Source organism: Methylocystis sp. SC2 (assembly GCF_000304315.1).
In the GTDB taxonomy this organism is placed as follows: domain Bacteria; phylum Pseudomonadota; class Alphaproteobacteria; order Rhizobiales; family Beijerinckiaceae; genus Methylocystis.
On the sequence record NC_018485.1, the window covers coordinates 135,873 to 149,845 of the forward strand.

At 61.4% G+C, this 13,973-nt stretch carries 17 protein-coding genes and 1 pseudogene; 4 read left to right on the forward strand and 14 right to left on the reverse strand.

The window, feature by feature from the left end; translation table 11 throughout:
• Window positions 1-3: 3 nt before the first annotated feature.
• The 9 genes from BN69_RS00685 to BN69_RS00725 all read right to left on the reverse strand — a co-directional run bounded on the left by BN69_RS00685 (window position 4) and on the right by BN69_RS00725 (window position 6,776).
• Entirely contained in the window at window positions 4-1,755 is a 1,752-nt protein-coding gene (locus BN69_RS00685) for a relaxase/mobilization nuclease domain-containing protein (RefSeq protein ID WP_014889612.1), read from the reverse strand.
• A 238-nt stretch (window positions 1,756-1,993) separates the two neighbouring features.
• The gene (locus BN69_RS00690; protein ID WP_244435000.1) at window positions 1,994-2,824 is read right to left on the reverse strand and encodes a lytic transglycosylase domain-containing protein; all 831 of its coding nucleotides are present in this window, start codon (window positions 2,822-2,824) and stop codon (window positions 1,994-1,996) included.
• Window positions 2,825-2,829: 5 nt separating this feature from the next.
• Window positions 2,830-3,330, reverse strand: coding sequence for a S26 family signal peptidase (locus tag BN69_RS00695; RefSeq protein WP_014889614.1), 501 nt, complete (start codon window positions 3,328-3,330; stop codon window positions 2,830-2,832).
• Window positions 3,327-3,794, reverse strand: coding sequence for a DUF2840 domain-containing protein (locus tag BN69_RS00700; RefSeq protein WP_014889615.1), 468 nt, complete (start codon window positions 3,792-3,794; stop codon window positions 3,327-3,329). Before BN69_RS00700 ends, BN69_RS00695 begins: the two co-directional genes overlap by 4 nt.
• A gap of 379 nt (window positions 3,795-4,173) precedes the next feature.
• A complete protein-coding gene (locus BN69_RS00705; protein ID WP_014889616.1) occupies window positions 4,174-5,067 on the reverse strand; it encodes a replication initiator protein A in 894 nt (297 codons plus the stop codon).
• Between the two features lie 16 nt (window positions 5,068-5,083).
• The gene (locus BN69_RS00710) at window positions 5,084-5,368 is read right to left on the reverse strand and encodes a helix-turn-helix transcriptional regulator (RefSeq protein WP_014889617.1); all 285 of its coding nucleotides are present in this window, start codon (window positions 5,366-5,368) and stop codon (window positions 5,084-5,086) included.
• 182 nt (window positions 5,369-5,550) lie between these two features.
• Window positions 5,551-6,141, reverse strand: coding sequence for a DUF2285 domain-containing protein (locus tag BN69_RS00715; protein ID WP_083858668.1), 591 nt, complete (start codon window positions 6,139-6,141; stop codon window positions 5,551-5,553).
• Window positions 6,101-6,295, reverse strand: coding sequence for a transcriptional regulator domain-containing protein (locus BN69_RS18985; RefSeq protein ID WP_014889619.1), 195 nt, complete (start codon window positions 6,293-6,295; stop codon window positions 6,101-6,103). The genes BN69_RS00715 and BN69_RS18985 overlap by 41 nt, the downstream gene beginning before the upstream one ends.
• Before the next feature lie 190 nt (window positions 6,296-6,485).
• A complete protein-coding gene (locus BN69_RS00725; protein ID WP_014889620.1) occupies window positions 6,486-6,776 on the reverse strand; it encodes a DNA -binding domain-containing protein in 291 nt (96 codons plus the stop codon).
• Window positions 6,777-6,893: 117 nt separating this feature from the next.
• On the opposite strand from BN69_RS00725, the gene BN69_RS18290 reads away from it, so the two are divergent.
• Window positions 6,894-7,235, forward strand: a complete 342-nt coding sequence (locus tag BN69_RS18290) for a helix-turn-helix transcriptional regulator (RefSeq protein WP_244435001.1) — start codon at window positions 6,894-6,896, stop codon at window positions 7,233-7,235.
• A 48-nt stretch (window positions 7,236-7,283) separates the two neighbouring features.
• Here the strand turns inward: BN69_RS18290 and BN69_RS00735 are convergent, their stop codons facing one another.
• From BN69_RS00735 to BN69_RS00750, 4 genes are all read right to left on the reverse strand, one after another.
• Window positions 7,284-7,607, reverse strand: coding sequence for a DUF736 domain-containing protein (locus tag BN69_RS00735; protein ID WP_014889622.1), 324 nt, complete (start codon window positions 7,605-7,607; stop codon window positions 7,284-7,286).
• Window positions 7,608-7,997: 390 nt separating this feature from the next.
• Window positions 7,998-8,771 (reverse strand): class I SAM-dependent methyltransferase, encoded by a 774-nt coding sequence (locus BN69_RS00740; RefSeq protein ID WP_014889623.1) that lies wholly within the window; start codon window positions 8,769-8,771, stop codon window positions 7,998-8,000.
• 18 nt (window positions 8,772-8,789) lie between these two features.
• A complete protein-coding gene (locus BN69_RS00745) occupies window positions 8,790-10,070 on the reverse strand; it encodes an MFS transporter (protein ID WP_014889624.1) in 1,281 nt (426 codons plus the stop codon).
• A complete protein-coding gene (locus BN69_RS00750) occupies window positions 10,067-10,807 on the reverse strand; it encodes an MBL fold metallo-hydrolase (RefSeq protein ID WP_014889625.1) in 741 nt (246 codons plus the stop codon). Before BN69_RS00750 ends, BN69_RS00745 begins: the two co-directional genes overlap by 4 nt.
• 105 nt (window positions 10,808-10,912) lie before the next feature.
• Here BN69_RS00750 and BN69_RS19995 point away from each other — a divergent pair, with 105 nt between their 5' ends.
• The 3 genes and pseudogenes from BN69_RS19995 to BN69_RS19935 all read left to right on the forward strand — a co-directional run bounded on the left by BN69_RS19995 (window position 10,913) and on the right by BN69_RS19935 (window position 12,839).
• Window positions 10,913-12,427: a metalloregulator ArsR/SmtB family transcription factor gene (locus BN69_RS19995; protein ID WP_014889626.1), complete on the forward strand. Its 1,515-nt coding sequence runs from the start codon at window positions 10,913-10,915 to the stop codon at window positions 12,425-12,427.
• A gap of 24 nt (window positions 12,428-12,451) precedes the next feature.
• A pseudogene (locus BN69_RS20000) lies at window positions 12,452-12,640 on the forward strand (DsrE family protein); the annotation flags it as partial.
• A gap of 88 nt (window positions 12,641-12,728) precedes the next feature.
• Window positions 12,729-12,839 (forward strand): hypothetical protein, encoded by a 111-nt coding sequence (locus BN69_RS19935; RefSeq protein WP_256364798.1) that lies wholly within the window; start codon window positions 12,729-12,731, stop codon window positions 12,837-12,839.
• 88 nt (window positions 12,840-12,927) lie between these two features.
• Here BN69_RS19935 and BN69_RS00770 read toward each other — a convergent pair whose 3' ends face one another.
• Entirely contained in the window at window positions 12,928-13,854 is a 927-nt protein-coding gene (locus BN69_RS00770; protein ID WP_041926734.1) for a DUF2493 domain-containing protein, read from the reverse strand.
• Between the last annotated feature and the right edge of the window lie 119 nt (window positions 13,855-13,973).

The following is a 13,973-nucleotide window of genomic DNA, read 5'->3' on the forward strand; positions in this document are numbered from 1 at the left end:
GCGCTAAATCCCCAGCCCGCGCTTCCTCCCAAAACTCCAGTCGACGCCGCCGCCAGGCGACATGACGCCGGAAATGTGTTTGCCGAGCTTCGTCTCGAGCGACGGCGACCAGGGCACGAGTTGGAAACCGAGCCCGTCGTCGATCATAGCGAACCGTCCGGATGCGAGGCTCAGTCGCTGGCGGTAGGTTCCGCCGACATTGGCGCCTTCGGTTTTCGGCCGGTAAGGCAGCCCCGTTTCTCCGGCGAGCTTGGCGCCGATCGCGTCAAGCTCCCGACGTCGGAGCGTCCCGAGAAGATCGCGGGCAAAGATGAGATGCTGGCCTTCCCCCTGCGCGAGGCCCGTCGCGGAAAGATGATCAATCCGGGCCGAGAGCGCCTCGCGCACCTCCTGGCCGAAGCCGGCATGGGCGAGGGGCGTTTCAGAGCGTTCGACGAGGCGACGATCGAGCCAAGTCGCGCCGTCCGCCTTGATCTGCTTTTCGAGCGAGAGGTCCGAACGTACGGCGAGCGCGACGCGCTCGGCGCCGCTCGCGTCCTCAAAGCGCCTTAGTTCGACAATCGCGCCGGGCGCGGCGTCGCTTGTCGCCTCGATATTCGGAAAGCGCAAATGATGAGCGCGGCCGTCGACGCCGTCGATGATCGCGAACGCTTTCTCGGACAGTTCGTCGGCGAGGCCACGCGCGACGAGCCTCCCGATCAGCGGGGGACGGTCATTCACCCCGTGGATCGCAAAATCGATCGTGCTTCGCTCGATGCGCGCTTCGGTCAAGGCTCGGTGCATGGTCTTGATGATGTCGCCGCGCAGGCCAAGATCGCGCAATCGGCTCTCGGCGTCTTCCGCCAGCATCCATTGCGCCGGGCCAATTGGGACAGCGAGACCCAGCCGCTCCAATTTCTGGAGACGGCCGATTTTCAGTCGCTCGATGTTTGGATCACTTTGCCCCGCGCCGGGGCGCAGGTCGACGAGTCCTGTCTCATCTATTCCGGCGGCGATGGCGCGGTCGAGCCGGGTCCAACGATCGGCGTCGACCTCGCGGGCGAGGTCTTCGTGGATGCGCTGCTCCGGCTTTGGCCCCAATTCCAGACTGACCAGCCGCTCCGCTCTCGCGCGCATCCCATTCGAAATATAGTCGCGCGAGATCACGAGATCGGCGCCATCGTCCGCCTTGCCGCGAAGGAGGATGTGGATGTGCGGATTGTCCGTGTTCCAATGGTCAACGCCCACCCAGTCGAGTTTGGTCCCGAGGTCGCGTTCGGCTTCGCGCAATAGATCGCGGGTGAAGGCCCGCAGGTCCTCCATTTCGGTTGCGTCTTCCGGACTGACGATGAATCGAAAATGATGCCGGTCGTTCTTGCAACGTTCGACAAAGGCGGCGGCGTCCGCAGTATCTGAGCGGGCATCGAACATTTGCGCTTTCTGCTCGTCGTGGGTGACGCCGTCTCGACGCAGATAGGCGACATGGGTTACCAGCGGCGCTGATTGAAAATCGCGGCCCTTGTGGCGAACGACGCGCGCTTTGACGACGACACGGCGCGCGGTCGAAAAGAGTCCGCGCTCGGCGGCGAAGGCGCGTCCATGGCCGCGCCCGAAGGTCGAGCGCTTCATCTTACCAAGGCGTCCGCGTGTGCCGACGCCGCCGGCTCTGTGCGCCGCCTTCAGAACCTGCGCGACGAAGCTCTTGGGCGCGCGCCCGGGTCCGCTTTGGCGAATGTGCCCCGGACGAACTTTCAGATCGTCGCCGTCATCGCTCACGGCGCACTCGCCAGCGGCTTAGTGCCATTTGCTTTGATGGAATTCCGAAAAAATGCGCTTGTGATGGCTCGCCGCCTATCCGACCGGCACGCACGAAGGCCTTGCGTAGCAAGGGCTCGCGCGGCGGCAGTGCCGCGTCTTCTATCTTGCCATAGGTCGGTCGCGTTCGCTTCCTCCGCCGTGCTCACACACAAAGGTGCGAGTTGCTGCGCTAACATGCGATAGAGCTGGAAAGCGATCATCGAGCGCTGCGAGCAACAAAAATGTCTGCCGGCGAACGATGGACCGCGCGAAAATTTGCAATCGAGTCGCCATCCGAGAGCGAAATTCGTGCAAATATCTTGTCGTCGCGTTGCGCCGGAAAAAGAGGATGGGGGACGGCTTTCCCGCTTTTTGACTCGCCGTTCGCGGCACCATCTTCAGTAATCTCGCCCGTAGGTTTCAGTTTGGTCAGAGCGACGAAGATGTGTGATTTACTGGTGCCAGGGAAGGCTGAGAATTGCGTCGCCGGAAGCCGTTCGAGACCGAGTTTCGATGCAATTTCCACAACGTAATCGATAGTCTCGGCTGGCAACGCGCGTCCACGCAAATAGTCTTCATAACGCCCCGGGCCTGCATTATAGGCGGCGAGGAAACCGCCTTCACCGTAGCGCATGAACATCTCGGAGAGATAGGCTGCGCCCGCTAAAACGTTGTCGCCTGGATTGAATGGATCGGGTCCAAGAGCGTGCTTGAGGCGTAACTCATCGTATGTCGCTGGCATGATCTGCATCAGACCGATTGCGCCCTTTCCGGAAACGGCATATGCGTCGTCATGACTTTCAGCGCGCATGACGGCGCGAATCCATTGAGGCGGGATATGGAAGCGGCGCGACGCCTCGTCAGTCGCACTGGCGATGGCTTCCGCCGATGGTTGGGTCGAATCTCGCGCGCATTTGGCGATCTCGGCGGCGCGCGCCTGCGAATACGAAATCGTGGCAAGAGCTGTCACAGAAACGAGCATCGTCACCGCGAACGCAAATCCGTGGCAGGTTCTCCGCCAGGGAGGTCGAATTTCCTTTGGCGTCATTCGCGTCACTCCCACGTCCAAAGCGAGACTGCGTGTCCAATCAAATTTTCTGAAGGAATGGTCGCGAAGTAGCGTCCGTCGAGCGAGGATGGTTCATCCCAGTTGAGGAGAAAGACCTGGCCCGGAAGCACGGGAAGGCAGCCGCTCCAAACAGGCAGCGGTCGCCCGGCGTGGTCGCGTTCCTGCGCCTCCGCCATGTCGATTCCGTCGACGGTTACAGTCCCCCCGATGCGGCAAATTGTTTGCCCAGGTAACGCAGCGACGCGCTTGATCAGTAGCGCGCCGCCGGCGATGTAGCGACGCTCGGCAAACCAGCTTTGAAGCGCTTCGGGCGGTCGCGCGACGACAAGATCGGTGACGGCGAGTTTGCCTATAGGCTGCACGGAATAGAGACCTATGGGGACGCTAGCGGAGGCGTTCCAAATCACAAGCGGATCGTGCTTCGTTGCGAATGTTGATGCTACGGCGCAGCTTGCGAGCAACGTGAGAACGATGGGTCTGATCATTTGGAATTGGCCCTCGTGCGCAGGAGCCAGGCTTGATGGCGTTCTCGCGAATAGGACCGCGGCGGCAGGCCTGCAGCCAACCGACTGTGGACATGCCGCCAATGATCCGGACAAATATCTTGCGGCGCAAAGCCCAGCGACTCGACCGAATCGATGGCGCGCAGAACCCGCTGAACTTTGTCCCAACCTGCCGCTCGAAGAAGAATTTCAGCGCCGGGTTTGACGGCGGGGACCGTCGAATAAGGCTCGATCGATTTGCAGGCACGCAGAATATCGATGCGCGAAACAAGCGTCCCGTAACCGTTCGACGCCCAGCGGACGAATGCGAAAATTGATCCCGGCGCGAAGTAAGCGATGCGTCGCCTGCGGTCGAGCGTGCGTTCATTCACGGGCCCGCCGAAACGAATCCAGCGCTCGATCTTGCCTTTGAGAAAATAGAGCTCCACTTCGGTGAGCGGGGTCATAGCGCGCCTCCGCAAGGCGCAGAACTCTCCGAGTTACCTGCGACGTATGGATCGACGATGGAGCGAATTCTCTCGATGCGCCGCTTTTGCGCAGGCGCGCGGTCTCGGAGCGTGGCCTTGGGACGCCGACAAATGACGATGAACGCGGATCGACGGCTCTGCCCGTCACCTCTTTCCGGTAAAGCCTTGCCGCGATCATCCACACAGTGGATCGCGGCGTGGTCCGTTAGAATGAATCCGAAGGATTCAATGTTAGTACAGTTAGGAAGGCCGTGAACGATGGCATAGCAGGGTGTTAGTGGCCATTTCGGTCCCTGATAGCACGAGGATCTGGTCCCTGATGGCACGATAGGGTCGGTCCCCGATAGCACGAGCGTTTTCACAGCTTGTCCACAGAGGGGAGGGAGGCGTCGAGGCAGCCTGAAGCGCGCTCGAGCGGGGCCAGTGAAATCGGTGCGAAGACGAGACGCTCGTCGCCAAGCGGGCCGTGACGGATGGAGAGCTGGTAATTTGGAAGCGGCTGCCGACGCACGATGTCGCGCAGGTCAAACGCAAAATGTTTGAGCGGCGACAGCGCGCCGGACTTTACGTGGAGATGTCGGAAATCGAAACTCCAGCCGCCGCCCTGACGACCGCCATGCTTGCGCACGAGGCGATAGAGCCAGCGCTCCAAGCCGCCCGTGAGCGCGAAATATTCCCGATCGATTGTCAGGACCAAAGCTTCGTTGAGAACGCCAGCATAGAACCAGTCCGGCAGGATCAGTTCGACGCCGAGCGGCCGGCCGTTCGCGTCGGAAGTTTCCTTCCATTCGTTGATCCAGGAGAAGCGGTGGCGCCGCCGCTCTGCCGGCTGGCGGATGGACGTGGCGACGCTGGTTGATTGCAGCCGGTCGAGCGCGGCCTTCAGCCGTTGATAGTCTCGCGCGCTCGTCGCACGCCCGATAAAGGTCAAAATCTCATAAGGGGTGGCCGCCATTAGGCGCGAGGTTTTCAAGCCCTTGTCGCGCGCTTGGACGATCTGTGAGGCCGCCCAAATGAGCACGTCGGCGTCCCAAATAGTCGCCATGCCGTGCTCAGGCGTCGCTTCGACCTTGATGACGATCTCTCCGATTCGGAAGTCGATCGGCGTCAGGCGTTTGGATTTGGCGAGGCTGAAAAATGGGTAGGACATCAGGTCCTGGGCGTCGCGGGGCGCGAGATCGCCGGGGAGCGCGCGAAACAATTCGAGCTGCTCCCATTCGTCGCTGAGGAGACGGTCTGGTCGGCGTGCCATTGGCGCGTGGAACAGTTCAGCGTCGCGGCTGATTGGCGCGAAGGAGCACGTCGCTGGCGTGCCGACGCGCCGGCAAAACCGTTCCGACGCCGGGATCTGACGTCGACGCCTTGGTTCCGCGCTCCACCCATGCTTGCAGGTCCTCGACGCGGTAGACGACACGGCCGCCGAGCTTCGAGTAGCGGGGGCCGGTGCCATAGGTGCGGTGCTTTTCGAGGGTGCGACCAGAGAGACCGAGGAAGCGTGCGGCTTCGGGCGTGCGCAGGTAGCGCGGCGGGAGTTCTGCTGGTTGCGCGGACATGATGGAACCTTCGAATAGTGAAGCGCGCCGCCGACAACCGACGGGCGTCATCGATCACATTGGCGGAGAAGGTCCGGAGGGAGGGATGACGGATATATCGAGTGCGAGGTTCGTCACCCTCGCAGCTGCGAGTTGTCGAGGTGCCGCGAGCGACTGAACGGAATTGTCGGCGAGGGGATCGGCTATCTTGTCAGAAGCTTGCGATAGCCGCCGCGCATCAGCCCGATGCCGCCTCTCACAAGGCGGATCGTCATCGCGCGTAGCGAGGAGGTCTTCCAAGGTTCACGATTCAGTCGTTCGTGACCGAATAATTGCTGTGCAATGGCGCGATAGGACGCCTTTGCGAGATGTCCGTCGAGCGCGCGCAGCATCTCTGATATCCGCTTATCGTGAATTTGCGCCGCGCCGGCGGAGGATCCTCCGTCGATATCGCGGAGAAAGCGCAACGTGGCTGCCGAACGCGTCGGCGCCGACTTATCGACGGGGATGAGCGCGGAAAGCGACGCATCTGGGACAGGAGGGCCAGGCAACCAGAGCCGATGTTCTCGGTGTCCCGCGCCAAGGATCAAATAGTCTCCATCCGACGTGATGCGACGCGAACGTAGATCTCGCCAATTTTGCGGTGCATAGACGAGCGTCGAGGTAAGGGCCGGATGCGAGTCGAGCATCACCACGCTGGAGCAGCATTCGGGACGCCAGAAAACTTCCGCTTGGGTAGCGTTCAGCGCTGGATCAACCGCGAAATCGAAGCCCCCAACACCGCTCGGGTCCATCTATGCCGGCGTCGAGCCGCGCTCGGAATTCGGGATCGGCATATCGCGCCTGATATTCGTCGTTGCGCCGCAGATATTCCCAGGCGTAGTCCCGCCAGTTCGTATCTCGCAAATGCTCATATGCGCCTTCTGAGCGCCAATCGCCGATGGTCATGGAAATTCTCGGTAAGGAGTGGCTAAGCCCATGTTTAAAAGAATATTTGGCGAGAATTTGTCGTTAAAAAAAATTCGGGGGCTATGGCATCATTCGTTTTTGGCGAACCGATTCTCACATCATCGTCTCAATGGTGCCCTGAACAAGCCATTACGACGAGAGCGCTGCAAGCCTCGGCCCAAAGAACCAATTAGGGAGAGCCCTCGAGCAGATCCTTGTAGCCATTCGTCGTCATCCATTTCGCCCGCCTAAGATGCGTATCGTAGGCGCGCTTCGCTCGTTCCGGCTCACGGGCTGGATCGATTCCAAGGACGACCTTCGACACCTCCTCCCAGGCCGCGCCTTCTTTTGCGGCGTCCAGCAACCGTAAATAGATGACCGAATGGGCGCGGTCGTAGTCGACGACTTGGTCGTCAGTCGGCGCGACGTCGGCGATTGAGCTGGCTTTGGCGTGCGGCACGGTTTCCGATTCCGGGAACATTGGATATTGACTTTAGCCAATCTTTCTCACGAGCGTCTCGCGCGAAATTGAGGCGTAAATACATAATATAGTGGATAAACCTCAAAGTGTGTGTCGGTCCAGCCTTCTCGCATGGACATGCGAAAGCTGGTCGGACGGAACGTGCGAAGAATCAGGCTGGAGAAAGGCCTGACGCAAGAGAAGTTTGCCGAACAGTCGGGATTTACCCAACAATATATGAGCGGTCTTGAGCGCGGTCGCCGAAATCCAACGATTGTGAGCCCTTATGAAATCGCGCTCGCGCTAGGCGTCGATCATGTCTCCCTTGTCACCCCGGATGATGAAGCGCGCGAAGAAGAAGAGCGACGCCTCGAGGCGAAAGCGCGCGTACGGACGCAAAGCCGCGTGAAGCGACGGGAGCCGAAGTCTCCGAAGAAGAAGGCTAGCTCGCGCGGAAAGTCACGCGCCACGGCTCATTAACAATTGGATAAGCTGCCCCGCCCGATCTCTCAGGCGGGGCGTTGGCGTTCAGTCGCCATTCGGCTTGCGACCCCGCGACCAGATCAGGGTGTAGCCCTCACCGCCTTCGTCGTCGAAGAGGTTGGCGTAGATAGGAGCAGTGAAGCTCGGATCGTCGAGCTTGACCGAGAGATAATCGCGACCCTCGTTTGAGCGCTTGGACCAGGCGGCGCCGATTTCAGCTCGGCCGACAAACACGCGGTGGCTTGGCGCATTGTCGTTCGAGCGATTGGTTTCTGGAACGATGCGAACGGCTTTGGCCTGGACGCTGAGCGTCACGATCTCGCCGAGGAATTCGTTGCCGGATTTCTTGAATGAGCCGATGTTCGCCATGGTAAGTCTCCTTTAGGTTCTGCTGTCTTCGCGCCCGCGACCATCGCGGCCTCGATGGCGCTTCGCAGCCGAAGACGACTCGTCGACGCACCCCCCAGGGCCGCAGCGAAGCGGAGGACGGTATGGGCGCGGCTTTCTTGCTTCGCGAGGAATGACGCCGCAGGCGTCAGGGGAAGAAAGTTGCGCCTATGCTGTTGCGGCTATGGCGATCGAGGCGGAGCCGGTCTTCGGCCAGATGAAGCCATAAGAGGGGTCGTGACGGTCGTAGCTGGCCGGACAGCAACCTCGAAAGACTTCGTGGACAGAGAGCGCAGAAAGACAAGACCGTCAGAATTCAAGGCGAAGGAAAAGAAGCTGCAGCGCACGAAAAGGAGGTTGCTTCAGGACGAGTCAGTTCCGACCAAATGCTTGACGGAAAAAGGATGAGGCGGCCGACGCGCCCGTCTCCTTGCTTTCCTCGACTGGCTTCTCTGCTGATACAGCGATAAAAGCCGCCCCGAGAGTTGTTCGCCGTCCGAGCCATGGATCGACAGCGGCAAGCAGTCGCGCCGCCGTCCCGCATGGCGGATAGTATACGGCGCTGCGTATTTCGACGACGCTGAGTCCAGCAACTTCGACGAGGTGGCGAAGCTCCCTGCATGAGCGAAATCTTGCCGCACGCCACAGGGGATGACGGAGCCACCCACGCATCCGTCGATAGGCCGCCCACAAGCTCCAGCGCCCCAGTTCGCCGATGACAAGCAGACCTTTCGGCTTTAGCACGCGGGCAATTTCCGCAACGGCGCGCTCGGCGTCAGGTATGAAGCACAGGGTCGTGACTGCAAGGACTCGGTCAAACTTCGCGTCCGGAAACGGCAACGCCTCGGCCCTTCCTTCGACGAGCAAAAGTAGAATGTTTTCGCTTCCAGGCTGTCGCCGCGCGACGGCGATCATCGTGGGATCTGGATCAACGCCAGTCACGGCGGCGCCTCGCTGGGCGAGTTCTACAGCGAGGGCGGCGTCGCCGCAACCGACATCGAGTAACGTCTTCCCAGCGACCGGCCCGAGAAGTTCGAAGAGCAACTCCCGCTCTAACGCGTCGGTGATCTGACCGAGGCTGCTTCGCCGCCAACGCGCATAGGACTCCCTCAGGCCCGCCGCCCGTCTCTGTGTCTTCTCTTCCATTTTCTTAAGGGCCTAACATCACCCAATCACCTTCGATCGTGCTGGGCTCGGGGAGCCGCGCATCAACAGAGCAACGATTAATCCGGAGACAAATGTAACCGCCGCGATCGCTCCGATCGCCCACGCCATTCCGAACAAGTCGGCGATGATTCCAGCGGAGAGCGCGCCGATCGCGTAGCCGAGATCGCGCCAGAACCGATAGACGCTGAGCGACCGCGCACGCCACGAAGGATGCGACGCGTCGGAGACGGCGGCGATCAGACTCGGATAGACCATCGCCGTACCGAGACCGAGAAGCAGGCTGCCGATCAGCCAGTAATGAAATTGGGACGTCGCCGCCGTGAGAAACAGTGCCGTGGCCTGCACCCACATTCCGGCGACGATCAGGCCCTTGCGGCCCCAGCGATCGCTCAACGGGCCAGTGGCGACCTGAAGAATGCCCCAAGTCGCCGGATAGACGGCTTTGAGAAGGCCGATCCGTTCGACGCCGAGGCCGAAGGACGCGAAGAACAGCGGGAAAATACCCCAGCTCATCCCGTCATTGAGGTTGTTGACGAGTCCGGCCTGGGACGCAGCGAAGAGATTGCGATCACGGAAAGAGGCGAGCGCGAACACCTCCCGGAAGCCGATGGCGGGCGCCTCGACGGGATGGTTGCCGATTTCCGCGCGCACATGCTCGCGCGTATCGCGCACGAACATGATCGACAGCGCCGCGCCCGCGATCGCATAACCGACGCCGAGATAGATTGGGACGGGCCGCAGCCCATACTCGGAGGCGAGATAGCCGGTGGCAAAAGCGGTGACGCCAACGGCGAGATAGCCCGCGAATTCGTTGAGGCCGACGGCGAGTCCCCGCGATTTCGGTCCGACGAGATCAACTTTCATGATGACGGTCATCGACCAGGCGAGGCCCTGATTGACGCCGAGCAGCGCATTGGCGGCGACAATCCATCCCCAGCTTGGAGCCCACATGATCATGAAGGGAACCGGTAGGCCGACCAGCCAGCCGAGGACCAGCACACGCTTGCGACCCCACACGTCGGCGAGATGCCCAGAGACCAGATTGGCGAAAGCCTTGACCACGCCGAAGCTGACGATGAACGAGACCACCAGCGTCGTCGAGGCGATGCCAAATTCCTCCGAGCCGATCAGCGGCACGACCGTGCGCTCAATGCCAACCATGCCGCCGACAAAGGCGTTGATCAGAACGAGCAGCGCGAACTGCCGCCAATTGGCGCGCAGCCCGAGCGTTACGCTGGAGGCAGAGGGAACGGACGCGTCCGTGTCACTTATGCTCACTCCGCCGCTGCCTTCAAACCCGAATTGACCGCGCGAATTTCAGCCGCCTGCGCGGGCGGCGGCGGAATGTCGGCGACCATGGCGCGGACAAAGACCTCTTCGTTCTCGATTCGAAACGCCTTGTTGTGGCGTTTCTCGAACCCGATCGTTGATGTTGGTTTGCCACTCAGGCTGCGTCCGCAAACCGAGCCCGAATAGGCCCCTGGTAGGATTTCGAGATAGTCGGGAAGAGCCTTGAGCCTCTGCACCGACCGGAACAATACCCGCGCGCCTTCCTCGGCGTTCGTCGCGAGCTCCGTTCGGCCGAGATCGCCCACCATGAGCGTATGCCCGGTCAGCACGAACCAGGGCTCATCGGCGCGCGTGCGATCGGTGACGAGGAGCGAAATATGCTCGGGCGTATGACCCGGCGTGTGCAGGACGCGGATCGTGACGTTACCCAGCTCCAGAATGTCGCCGTCGCGCACGCCATAGAAGGGGAACGCCGTTTTCGCTTCGGCGAACAGCACGTATGGCGCGCCCGCCGCCTCAGCCAACTCGCGGCCTGCTGAGATGTGATCGGCATGGAGATGCGTGTCGATCACATAGCGAATGCGCATGCTGATTTCTTCCGCCGTGCGCAGATAAGCACCGATATCGCCGACCGGATCGACAACCGCCCCCGCGGCGCGCCCGCCGCAGCCGAAAAGGTAGGAGGCCGCAACAGGGCTGGCGTGGAGGAATTGACGCAAGATCATGGAGGTCTCTCCTTGCTCTCTCCCAGCGCCGGGCGCGGAGCGTCTTGACAAAGCGCCTGGGATTTCATTCAATTAATCGATTGAATGATATGAGCGTTACCCAAGATGTCAACCCGAAGTCCCAAACAGGCGCTGTTCGCGGAGTTCGCCACTCTTGCCAAGGCGCTCGGCCACGCCCATCGCCTCGAATTGCTCGAGCAGCTCGCGCAGGGCGAGCACAGCGTCGAGACGCTGGCGCAGAAAACCAGCCTATCCATCGCCAACGCTTCTCAGCACTTGCAGCACATGCGGCGCACGGGCCTGGTGGACACGAGGCGCGATGGCAAGTTCGTCTATTACCGGCTTGCCGATGAAGCTGTGCTCGATCTCTTGGCAGCGCTGGGGCGATTGGCCGAGCGCAATGTCGCGGAGGTCGAACGCATTATGCGCCGCTATTTCAAGGACCGGGACGGGCTGGAGCCCGTGCCGCGCGACGCGCTGCTCGAGCGAATCCGCGCCGGCACGGTCACGGTGCTCGACGTGCGGCCGCAAGACGAATTTGCACTCGGCCATCTGCCGAGCGCCGTGAACATTCCGCTGAAAGCAATGGAGGCGCGGCTTAGCGAACTCGATCCGTCGCGCGAGGTCGTCGCCTACTGCCGGGGACGCTTCTGCGTGCTCTCCTTTGAGGCGGCGGCGCTGCTGCGCAACCGCGGCTTCAAGGCCCGCTGTCTGGAGGATGGCCTGCCCGAATGGCGCGCCGCGGGCTTGCCCGTCGTCGCCGGCACCGTGAAGCAACGTTGCAAACAGAATAATAAAAGGGAGTATAATATGACTGGCGCAATACAGGCGCATAACCAGAAGTCCGCCGCCTTCTGGAATTCCGGCGGCGCGCATTACGAGGCCATCAGTCGCGGCATCGCCGATTCCATCGAACACTGCGTGTTGCGTCTCGATCCGAAGTCCGGCGAACGCGTTCTCGATCTCGCGACCGGGACTGGCTGGACGTCTCGCGTCCTCGCGAGGAGAGGCGCGAAGGTCACAGGCGTCGATATCAGCGAGAAGCTTGTCGATGCCGCCATCGCGCGCGCCAAAAGCGAAAACCTCGACATCGACTATGAAATCGGCGACGCGGAGAGCCTGCCGTTCGAGGACGGCGCCTTCGACGCCGTTGCATCGACCTGCGGCGTAATGTTCGCCAGCCGCCCAGAAGCCGCCGCGGCCGAGCTGGCGCGAGTTTGCAAAAAGGGCGGACGCATCGCTTTGACTACTTGGCTGTCCGACAGCAACCTCTTCAAGATGTTCATGGTCATGAAGCCGTACATGCCGCCGCCGCCCACGCCCGCGCCGCCATCGCCTTTCGAATGGGGCAAGACGGAACGCATTCGCGAACTGCTCGCGGCGAATTTCGATCTCGCGTTCGAAAGGGGAACCTCTTTCTATCGCGAGCCGAGTGGAGAAGCCGCCTGGAATACGTTCTCGACGGGCTACGGACCGACACATTCTTTGGCCAAGAGCCTCGATGAGGCGCGGCGCGAAGAGTTAAGGCGAGATTTCATCGCTTTCCATGAAGGCTTCCGCAACGAACTGGGCGTCTGCGTCCCGCGCGAATATTGGCTGACGGTCGGAGTCCGGCGCTAGGAGCGAGATCGTCGGCGCAGGCTGATGTGTTCAGTGAAGAGAACAGGAACTCATCCGACGAAAATTCTCTTCATCCTCAACGATCCCCCTTACGGTACGGAACGCGTCTACAACGGCTTGCGCCTCGCCCATGCGGTCAGCAAGCTCGATCCTGAGGGCAGCGTCACGATATTTCTCCTGGCGGACGCTGTTCTTTCGGCTCGGGCCGACCAAAAGACGCCGGACGGATACTACAATGTCAAAAGGATGCTGAAACGTGTCATTGCCGCAGGCGGGGAAGTGCTGCTCCTGTGGAACCTGCATGGATGCGCTCGGCCTGCCTGCCGAACAGATGATCGAGGGCACCGAGCGAAGCACGATGGACGCCCTTGCGGCGGCAACGATCGCCGGGGACAAGGTTCTCGTGTTCTGAGGGGGGGCATAATGAAAGGCCATGAGCGGAATGCCCGCCGAAGAATACTGGGGACGTTCTAAGACGCTGAGGTTGCCCGCGCGCCGCCTCAGCTGAATTTCCACACAGGGATGCCTAGCATGCGCGCCTTGTCGGCGAGATTGGCGGAGATGCCTGAGCCGGGAAAGACAATGACGCCGATCGGCAGCGTCGCCAGCATTTGATCGTTGCGCTTGAATGGCGCCGCCTTGGCGTGACGCGCCCAGTCGGGCTTGAAGGCGATTTGCGGCACTTTGCGATCATCGGCCCAGCAGGCGGCGATGCGTTCGGCGCCCTTAGGCGATCCGCCGTGCAATAGCGCCATATCGGGATGTTTCGCGAGAGCCTTGTCGAGACGATCCCAGATTGCCCGATGATCGTTGAAATCGAGTCCGCCGGTAAAGGCGATTTTTGGACCGGGGGGAAGAAGTGCGTCGGAATCGGCGCGACGTTTGGCGGCGATAAAATCGCGGCTGTCGATCATCGCGGAGGTCAAAGCGCGGTGATTGACTCTGGAACCCGACCGGGGTCGCCAGGCCGAGCCGGTATGGCGCTCGAATTGATCGGCGGCCTCGTCGCGGAAGAGCTCCATGCTGTCGCGGCGTTCGATGAGCGTCCGCCCTTCGGTGATCAGGCGCTCGAGTTCAACTGAGCGGATTTCCGAGCCGTCTTGTTCATTCTGACTGCGCCGCTGCGCCTGCTCATTGTCGTCGAGTTCGCGCTCGATGCGTGAAACAGCGCGGTGGAAGAGATTGACCGTCGACCAGAGCAGCGCCTCGAGGTCGGGTTCGAAGCGGGTGTCGCCCAATGTCGCGACAAGAGCGTCGAAGATGTCGGCGACCGCCACAGTGATCGTTCGCGCTTCGGGAAGTGGCCTCGGGTCGGGTTCGTCCTGGAAGGGACGGAAGCCATAGAGCTGGAGTTCGGCGAGCACCTGTTCGGTCGAGGATGAGTGCGGTGGTGGCTCGAAGCCCGGTATGTCGCGCTCGTTCGTCATCTGCGCTTTTCCTTCGTCGGATTGACCGCGACCCTCGCGGCCTTCATGGGGACGAAAGGCGGCGGGCGGTTCTGACCCGCACCCGAAGCACAGCGAAGGGCCGCAGCACGCAGCGGAGG

Bases quoted from the DNA above. Each gene is read 5' to 3' on its own strand.
- BN69_RS00705 (WP_014889616.1), bottom strand. From the start codon at position 5,067: ATGGCACGCCGACCAGACCGTCTCCTCAGCGACGAATGGGAGCAGCTC.
- BN69_RS00740 (WP_014889623.1), bottom strand. From the start codon at position 8,771: ATGGAAGAGAAGACACAGAGACGGGCGGCGGGCCTGAGGGAGTCCTAT.
- BN69_RS00690 (WP_244435000.1), bottom strand. From the start codon at position 2,824: ATGACGCCAAAGGAAATTCGACCTCCCTGGCGGAGAACCTGCCACGGA.
- BN69_RS19935 (WP_256364798.1), top strand. From the start codon at position 12,729: ATGGATGCGCTCGGCCTGCCTGCCGAACAGATGATCGAGGGCACCGAG.
- BN69_RS00725 (WP_014889620.1), bottom strand. From the start codon at position 6,776: ATGTTCCCGGAATCGGAAACCGTGCCGCACGCCAAAGCCAGCTCAATC.
- BN69_RS00695 (WP_014889614.1), bottom strand. From the start codon at position 3,330: ATGATCAGACCCATCGTTCTCACGTTGCTCGCAAGCTGCGCCGTAGCA.
- BN69_RS00700 (WP_014889615.1), bottom strand. From the start codon at position 3,794: ATGACCCCGCTCACCGAAGTGGAGCTCTATTTTCTCAAAGGCAAGATC.
- BN69_RS00735 (WP_014889622.1), bottom strand. From the start codon at position 7,607: ATGGCGAACATCGGCTCATTCAAGAAATCCGGCAACGAATTCCTCGGC.
- BN69_RS18985 (WP_014889619.1), bottom strand. From the start codon at position 6,295: ATGACCATCGGCGATTGGCGCTCAGAAGGCGCATATGAGCATTTGCGA.
- BN69_RS19995 (WP_014889626.1), top strand. From the start codon at position 10,913: ATGTCAACCCGAAGTCCCAAACAGGCGCTGTTCGCGGAGTTCGCCACT.
- BN69_RS00715 (WP_083858668.1), bottom strand. From the start codon at position 6,141: ATGGACCCGAGCGGTGTTGGGGGCTTCGATTTCGCGGTTGATCCAGCG.
- BN69_RS00750 (WP_014889625.1), bottom strand. From the start codon at position 10,807: ATGATCTTGCGTCAATTCCTCCACGCCAGCCCTGTTGCGGCCTCCTAC.
- BN69_RS18290 (WP_244435001.1), top strand. From the start codon at position 6,894: ATGCGAAAGCTGGTCGGACGGAACGTGCGAAGAATCAGGCTGGAGAAA.
- BN69_RS00710 (WP_014889617.1), bottom strand. From the start codon at position 5,368: ATGTCCGCGCAACCAGCAGAACTCCCGCCGCGCTACCTGCGCACGCCC.
- BN69_RS00770 (WP_041926734.1), bottom strand. From the start codon at position 13,854: ATGACGAACGAGCGCGACATACCGGGCTTCGAGCCACCACCGCACTCA.